The sequence below is a fragment of the Pseudoalteromonas sp. SANK 73390 genome (assembly GCF_054966645.1).
This window is the reverse complement of sequence record NZ_ARPN01000056.1, coordinates 124,083-131,314: the sequence shown is the minus strand read 5'-3', so window position 1 is coordinate 131,314 and position 7,232 is coordinate 124,083. Positions and strand designations below refer to the sequence as shown.

The window sequence follows — 7,232 nt, the reverse complement described above, 5'->3', positions numbered from 1 at the left end:
ACTGGAAGCCTTTGGTTGAACCCTTTGGGCAGCGTCATTCGGACATTTTTTCTACGTTATCACCTGGCTTACATAGAATAACTATGCGACGCTGGTTCTGCCTTGGGAAAACACCCGAATGACTACTGCAAAAACACACAGCAAAGATCAACAACCCCTAGAATAACCGCCAACGACGCTTTTTAACTTGTACTTTATGTACCCAGTTCACATCAATCGTCGTCACAGCTAACACATCATGAGAGGCTTGAGAAATTAACTCATAACTCAAGCTATCTGAAGAACCAAAGTAAAGTGTATATGTAAAAGACTGTGTATTTGCCCAGCACTGTAAAATTTGTTTAGACTGACTTTGTCGAATGCAGTAGTCACCTATTGCCGGGGTATTGATCTTGAATATCGCATCGGTATAACAAGTTCTTCCTTGGTGTAGTGCAACACACTTATTTGGAGTTACATGTAAGATTTGGCTTGGCACCTGTGCCTCAGCGTGTAAATCTGACATCACAAAACCTAAAACTGCTCCTAGCAAACACTTTGCAGATATTGATTTAAAATACATATTTCACTCCAGCAAAGACTGCTGTTGCGAAACGAGAGCCAATCAATGGGCTTTTCGTTACGTTCGCAGACCCTACCAACACCGAGCCACCAGCGCTGAATACCCAATCAACCGCTATTGGGTAATTAGCTTGTGTTTGTGCAAAAATTGAAACGGCTCCATTAATTTCATAAGGTGGCAAATGAGTGGACTGTTCATCAACATCAACACCATAAAAATAGTCGATGAATTTACCTGAGTAATAATTAGCACCAAAATTAAACCATACATCCCAATTTCGTAACTCAAAATTTCGAGTTGCTTCAGCGTGGATAACCCAGCCTCCACTATCACCAAAAGTATCATAGACAAGCTCAACTGCTGCGTTGTATTGGCCAATAGAGCGGTAATATGACAAGCCAAATGATTGATCTTGATGACGTTCTTTAATTCCCTCTAACTCAGGAACAGGGTCATCATCATCGAAATAACCATTTTGAGAAAATCCTAATTGATAATTACCATATATAATATCAACTCCTTGTTGATCGTCATTCCAAACTTGGTAACCAATATCTGCACCACCAAAAAAATCACCTGAGTTAACACGAAAATAAAAATTTTTATATTCGATGCGTGCATCAGCTAAAATACTGACACCACCAAGGTTTGAGTCAGCTCCTTTTAACTTGGGTAAAGTCATATCAACCCAAAATGCGCCTAAGCTAAGCTGCCAATACAATTCATCACTATTTTCGTACTCTGTTTGTGCCTCTGCGCGTATTGAAATACAAAACAATAGCACCAGCATTATTATTTTTATGTTATTCATAATCTATGATTATTCTTTACGTTTTTATTTGTGCCGAAATTGTTACCTAATGATACCTGACCTAAACGCAACCAACAAACACATATTCCTTTTCTTCTAAAACTAAAAATTAACCTAATTGAAATTAAAAAGTAACAATAAAAGTGTCAAATACCGTTTTTACATCTAGAGTGATTACTTTACCCACAGGATAATTATGAAAAAAATCATACTCTGCGCATTATTAGGCACTTTAGCACTCAATGTGCATGCCTTTAGTCAAGAAACACATAAACGTATTGTTGTCGATGCAGTAAATTATATGGCACAAAATCCAAGCTCCACACAGTACCAAAAACTTTCTCAGTACGCACAAGCCAATAATATGAGTGTTGCTTCACTTGCACAGCTGCTTGGCCAAGCAGCCTTTGATGTAGATGACTTTGAAGATACATTTTTCTGTGGGGCTATCACAGGAGATTGTGTACAAGCACCACTTTGGGGCGCAGCACAGAGCATAGTAAAATATACGAGTTATTGGCACTTTCAAAACCATACCCAAGGTGCAGATGTACATGGTAATGATTTTGGTGGATATAACTGGGAGAAACTAACCGTTTGGGGCAGTGTAGACTCAATTGCTTCAACTTGGCTAAAAGGTGATTACCTTGATGATGGCCGAGGAGGAGAAACAGGGTGGTTTAGAGCCGATGATACAGAGTATAACAGTTACGGTATTACAGAAGCGAATTATCGAATTGATAGCCATTCAACATACAGTATGTATGACGACTTTGAAGAAATGCCATTTCAACCCATTGATAACTTGGGTCAGTATTGGTATCAGAAGTATCTTCAAAGTGGTAACCCACAAATTCTGGGGTTCGTATTTCACACCACGGATCTTTTACAACCTCATCATACGTGGACAACTTCAGACCTTAACCACGCTAGCTGGGAGTCTTGGGTAAAAGACTACTATGATGCAGAGAATTTAAACAATACACAGCTAGTGAGAGAAGCATTAAATAGCTTTTCCCCTTTACCTGACAATGCTCAAGATATTCGTCCTCTACTAACGCAAGGCGGCGCATTTTCTTACGCACAAGGCGGTATTGTGCTCAATTCTAAAGATCATTATGACCGCTTAAACACTGCAAAACTTGTTATCCCACATTCTATTGCCATGGTCGTTCACTTACTAAATCATGCTATGGTGGCGCGTTAATGCGTAGTTTAGTCCTATTGTTGGCAAGCGTTTTAAGCTTGCCAACTTATGCAAACACTAGTTTTAGCGACACTGAAATCAAGCTAGTTCATAGCGTGCTTAGAGAAAAAGACACCAACATCACATTGCAACAGACAAAGTATCGTATGGTTGAAAACGCCTTTTTACTAGAGCAAGCAACACAACTTCACCCTAGTATTCTAAAAAGGCAATCTCCCGTGGGTTTTAGTAGTGATCACCATGCAAGAAGGTATACTTTATCTTTGCTTAAGGGTCAGTTTAACTTACCCACTGCCACAAAAATAAACGCAAAGATGTGGCAACCTTATTCAGCAAAATGGCTAAAAAGCAATTTACCTGCTTACCCAAGTAATAATACCTACACCACTGATCAACTGGCAAAGTTAGACAAAATAGATTTAAGTCACTTAGCTAAGAAACCACTGACTTTAGCTTTGCTAATGAGTGAACAATCGATGCAAAATCGTTATAGATTACATCAAGGTGACATTAATTTATTCAAATCACTCATTAATGAGCATCATCGATTTAACCTAATTATGCAAACGCTCTCCACTTCACTTAATGCACAAGGGCTTTCTCAACAAAAACTAGAGCACATTGCTAAAGCCGAGCTGCTCAGACCTGTTATGCTTTCATACTTCGGTGTATTGCATAGTATGCACGGAGCACGCAGCGCTTATGTTGAAGCATTACAACAAAGTATTACCAATAGGCAAATAAACGATTATTTCCAAGCAAATAAGCAAAGTTTCAAGTATATCAAGAAGGTTAAAGCCAATGCTGTATTTTTTAAAAGCAAAGTTCAGGCTGAACAGTTTTACAAGTATGCTCTAAAGTATGACTTTGCACGTGCTGTTACCCACTTTAAACAAAATGATATATTCGCTAAAACTCAAGGCATTGTCGAGCGCCAAAATAAAAGCTCATGGGCACATCAAGTCGCGTTTAGTCTACAGCCACAGCAATTGTCAAAACCAATTAGAACACCCCAAGGTCAATGGTTCGTAGCTCAAACTCTGTCACGATTTTATGATTACTATGATAAAGAGAGTGAAACAGTAAAGTATCAAGCAAAGCTTGCTTTGACTGAAGTATTAGCCAAAAATGCTTACCAAAAACACAAAGCTAAATGGATTAAAAGTAATAATATAACGCTATGAAAAAAGAATACATTTTAGCTATTTTAGGTATCACTATAAGCATCTGGGTAGCTCTGCATATTTGGTATGGGCCTGAATCAAAAATCAGCAGTACCATGCCAATCACTCAGTCCAGCGAGCAAATGGCTGTAAGAGCTGCCTCTGTGACAATGCAATCTAATAACAATTCAGTACCAACCATCATTGAGCATAAGGCACAAAATAGCGCTGTCTCGGTTGATACTAAAACGAATGAAACAGACATCTATATTCCTCCTATTGGCAAACCTATCACCAGTGAACCATATCAGGGTGACCTAAACGACCATGAGAGTTATCAAGCATATGGTGATGCTAAAGAAAGGAAGCTCAAACAAGCATTTATTAAAGCGGCAAAGCATAAAATTGAACGTTTAGAAGCACTTTTAAAGCGCGGCAAAGCAGAGGGTATTAGTGCTGACGAATTAATATTTGCACAAGAGAAAATAGCAGGGATCAGAGAAATGAGTAAAAAACTACAACAAGAACTGATAGTTTCTCCGTAGTCTCATCGCACTGACTGATGCAATTGGCTTACTGTTTAGCTTAAATATAGCGTTGTACCAATTGTATTGATTAAATGTAGTAACGAATTGGTTTATGGGAACGTCATTCATATTTGAACAAATAACAAAACCGCTCTAAGCGGCTTTGTTATTACTCATTGACGGTCAACTACAGTTAGACAGAGCTGCGTAAAGCTATTATTTGCTTTCTAACACATTGCCAGTCCCTATCTCTATTTTGCGAGGTTTAAGGGCTTCAGGTACTTCTCTCAATAGATTAATAACTAATAATCCGTGCTCAAGGGCAGCACCGATTACTTTAACATGATCACCTAGTTGAAATTTACGTTCAAAACTTCGCTCAGCAATACCCTGATGAATAAACTGTCGCTCTGGTTGCGCACTCTTTTGTGCTTTTGTACCAGATACTTTTAGCGTATTACTTTGTGATTCTATGCTCAGTTCTTGCTCACTAAAACCGGCCACAGCCATGGTAATTTGGTACTTATCTTGATCTAATAGTTCAATGTTGTACGGAGGGAAGCTAGGCTGTTTGTCTGTGCGAGCAGCGGCGTCCATTAACGATGCCAAATGGTCAAAACCGATAAATGAACGATAAAGTGGTGATAAATCTACAGTGCGCATAATGATATCCTCATAATTAAGCGATATAAGTGATTAACTCTTCTTTAAGAACCAGTTAACTACTTTTATTTAAAAAACAGTTTGTTATATGTTAAAAACCCATTTCGGCGTCTTCACATACTTATTTATGGTCAACAAAACTGTTTTCAAGTGAAAACTTAACTTTTTTAATAAGAAGTCACATTAAGCTACAAAAAATTTTTTTAAAACATTGAGGTAAATCTCTTCTATCATTTGTAAGTCACAGATCGGGACATGCTCATTTACTTGATGAATAGTATGATTACGTACGCCGCACTCTATAACTTGTGTACATGATGAAGCAAAAAATCGCCCATCAGACGTACCTCCTGATGTACTCAAAGTTGGATATTGACCTGTTGCTTGATAAATTGCTTTTTCAGTTAAAGATAAAAAACAATTCTGTTCATTTGCACCTGTATAATAGGGTTCACATGGCCTCTCCCACACAAACGCTAAATGGTTTTGCCACTTTTCTAACACAGACTCAACGAGCTCACACACCGCATCACTACGATAAGCATGACTATAACGAATATTAAAAGTAATCTCACACTCACTAGGTACCAAATTATCAACAATATTGGGGACCGTAATACCCGTTACTTGTAAATGCGTTTTTGACCCAGCCTCATCTTTCCACCAAACCAACTGCGTTAAAGCAGCGACAATTTCACCTGCAATGTGTGCCGCATTGACCGTATTTTCAGGATAAGCAACATGCCCTGCTTTACCATTGATTTGTACTCTGCCAGAAAGTGCGCCACGACGGCCATTTTTAATTGTGTCACCCACAGTTTTATCTGATGTTGGTTCACCCACTAAACATGCATCAAGCACAATACTACGTTCAGTTAAAAACTGCGCTATTCGCTTAGAACCATATTCAGCCTCCCCCTCTTCATCAGAGGTGAGCAACCAATAGAAAGTACCTTGATATTGAAAGTCATGTGCACACATTTGTTCAGTTGCACTGAGCATCGCCGCAATGCCCCCTTTCATATCAGCGGCGCCTCTACCTATTATGCAGCCATCGATAATATCGCCACTAAATGGGGAAGCCAACCAGCCTTTATCATTAGCTGGTACAACATCAACATGCCCTGCAAAAGCAAAATTAGGCCCAGTTGAAAAGCACCGTTTTGCTACTAAGTTTTTAACACCATGTACTTCTTCATGTAATAAAATTTCAAAGCCAAGTTCATGCAACCTCGTCGCTAGCCATGACAGTGTACCGGCATCACTTGGGGTGACAGAAGGGGCTTGGATCAACTTTTGCAGCTTTTCAACAGTGTTTAAAGGAAAATTTGCAATGCTCGCTAGGTGTTGCGCCATTATTTTAAGCTCTATACTTGAACATGGTTGTCAATTACAACGACTTGGCATTGCGATTTCATGGCAATAATGCGTCACATTCATGACAATACACTTTATTAGCAATCCAAAATCAAAGTTTTTAATCAATAAAACTTAATCTAAATCAAAGTTTCAAAAAATTCTGAAACATCCAATCGCAAATATTGATCTAGAACAGCTTTTTTATTCGAGCAACTCTTATTATTAAACCCATCAAAAAGATATACCTCGTATAGGTTCAGGAGATGACAATGAAAACACTTAGCACAGCATTACTTTCAGCTCTATTGGTTGCAGCCCCATTTGCTCAAGCACAATTTAGCGTAAATGTGGGGGCAATTAATGTTAATCCAAGTAATACAGCATCGCATATTGATCAAAACACAGCACTTGGATTAGTCGCAGACTCTGACACTCAGCTAGGCGTGACATTCGATTATCAATACTCAGAGCACATAACATTTGAGCTGATCGCTGCAACGCCTTTCTCACACACTGTTAATGGTGCTGGTGGTTTGCAAGGTGCTGAAATAGCAAAAATAAAACATCTACCACCAACATTGCTTGCTCAGTATCATTTCTTTGCAGCAGATGCGAAATTTCGCCCATTTGTTGGAGCAGGCCTTAACTACACGGTGTTTTTTGATGAGGAAGCAACACAGGCACTTCGCACTACCCTTGGTACAGATGATGTAAAGGTAGACTTAGACAACTCATTTGGTGTTGCGCTGCAAGTTGGTTTTAATTATGACCTCAATGAAAAATGGGGCCTGCACGGTATGATCTCTAAAATGGATATCAATACCGATGCCACTGTTTATGCCAATGGCACTAAAGCACTGACATCAGATGTTGAGCTAGACCCAGTCGTGGCAATGTTCGGTGTAAAATACAAATTCTAGTATTTTAATTCTCATTCAGC

At 38.9% G+C, this 7,232-nt stretch carries 8 protein-coding genes; 4 read left to right on the top strand and 4 right to left on the bottom strand.

Features of this window, described 5'->3' with window-relative positions:
- Window positions 1–157: 157 nt before the first annotated feature.
- The gene (locus SANK73390_RS09075; RefSeq protein ID WP_261594351.1) at window positions 158–505 is read right to left on the bottom strand and encodes a DUF3019 domain-containing protein; all 348 of its coding nucleotides are present in this window, start codon (window positions 503–505) and stop codon (window positions 158–160) included.
- A gap of 46 nt (window positions 506–551) precedes the next feature.
- On the bottom strand, window positions 552–1,373 hold the full coding sequence (locus SANK73390_RS09070; protein ID WP_261594352.1) for a MipA/OmpV family protein: 822 nt from the start codon (window positions 1,371–1,373) through the stop codon (window positions 552–554).
- A 196-nt stretch (window positions 1,374–1,569) separates the two neighbouring features.
- Here SANK73390_RS09070 and SANK73390_RS09065 point away from each other — a divergent pair, with 196 nt between their 5' ends.
- From SANK73390_RS09065 to SANK73390_RS09055, 3 genes are read left to right on the top strand one after another with little or no spacing between them, the layout of a single operon-like run.
- Window positions 1,570–2,580, top strand: a complete 1,011-nt coding sequence (locus SANK73390_RS09065; RefSeq protein ID WP_261594353.1) for a phospholipase C/P1 nuclease family protein — start codon at window positions 1,570–1,572, stop codon at window positions 2,578–2,580.
- A complete protein-coding gene (locus tag SANK73390_RS09060; RefSeq protein WP_462765588.1) occupies window positions 2,580–3,764 on the top strand; it encodes a peptidyl-prolyl cis-trans isomerase in 1,185 nt (394 codons plus the stop codon). Before SANK73390_RS09065 ends, SANK73390_RS09060 begins: the two co-directional genes overlap by 1 nt.
- Window positions 3,761–4,288, top strand: a complete 528-nt coding sequence (locus tag SANK73390_RS09055; RefSeq protein ID WP_462765586.1) for a hypothetical protein — start codon at window positions 3,761–3,763, stop codon at window positions 4,286–4,288. Before SANK73390_RS09060 ends, SANK73390_RS09055 begins: the two co-directional genes overlap by 4 nt.
- A 198-nt stretch (window positions 4,289–4,486) precedes the next feature.
- Here SANK73390_RS09055 and SANK73390_RS09050 read toward each other — a convergent pair whose 3' ends face one another.
- Together SANK73390_RS09050 and dapE are read right to left on the bottom strand one after the other, a co-directional pair.
- Complete coding sequence (locus SANK73390_RS09050) at window positions 4,487–4,933, bottom strand: Hsp20 family protein (RefSeq protein ID WP_462765584.1); 447 nt, start codon at window positions 4,931–4,933, stop codon at window positions 4,487–4,489.
- 183 nt (window positions 4,934–5,116) lie between these two features.
- Window positions 5,117–6,289, bottom strand: a complete 1,173-nt coding sequence (gene dapE, locus SANK73390_RS09045; RefSeq protein WP_462765582.1) for a succinyl-diaminopimelate desuccinylase — start codon at window positions 6,287–6,289, stop codon at window positions 5,117–5,119.
- Window positions 6,290–6,561: 272 nt separating this feature from the next.
- Between dapE and SANK73390_RS09040 the strand changes: the two genes are divergently transcribed.
- Window positions 6,562–7,212: an OmpW/AlkL family protein gene (locus SANK73390_RS09040; protein WP_462765580.1), complete on the top strand. Its 651-nt coding sequence runs from the start codon at window positions 6,562–6,564 to the stop codon at window positions 7,210–7,212.
- Window positions 7,213–7,232: the final 20 nt, after the last annotated feature.

Excerpts from the sequence above, each read along its gene's own strand:
- SANK73390_RS09075 (WP_261594351.1), bottom strand. The coding sequence starts at position 505 with ATGTCAGATTTACACGCTGAGGCACAGGTGCCAAGCCAAATCTTACAT.
- SANK73390_RS09070 (WP_261594352.1), bottom strand. The coding sequence starts at position 1,373 with ATGAATAACATAAAAATAATAATGCTGGTGCTATTGTTTTGTATTTCA.
- SANK73390_RS09065 (WP_261594353.1), top strand. The coding sequence starts at position 1,570 with ATGAAAAAAATCATACTCTGCGCATTATTAGGCACTTTAGCACTCAAT.
- SANK73390_RS09060 (WP_462765588.1), top strand. The coding sequence starts at position 2,580 with ATGCGTAGTTTAGTCCTATTGTTGGCAAGCGTTTTAAGCTTGCCAACT.
- SANK73390_RS09055 (WP_462765586.1), top strand. The coding sequence starts at position 3,761 with ATGAAAAAAGAATACATTTTAGCTATTTTAGGTATCACTATAAGCATC.
- SANK73390_RS09050 (WP_462765584.1), bottom strand. The coding sequence starts at position 4,933 with ATGCGCACTGTAGATTTATCACCACTTTATCGTTCATTTATCGGTTTT.
- dapE (WP_462765582.1), bottom strand. The coding sequence starts at position 6,289 with ATGGCGCAACACCTAGCGAGCATTGCAAATTTTCCTTTAAACACTGTT.
- SANK73390_RS09040 (WP_462765580.1), top strand. The coding sequence starts at position 6,562 with ATGAAAACACTTAGCACAGCATTACTTTCAGCTCTATTGGTTGCAGCC.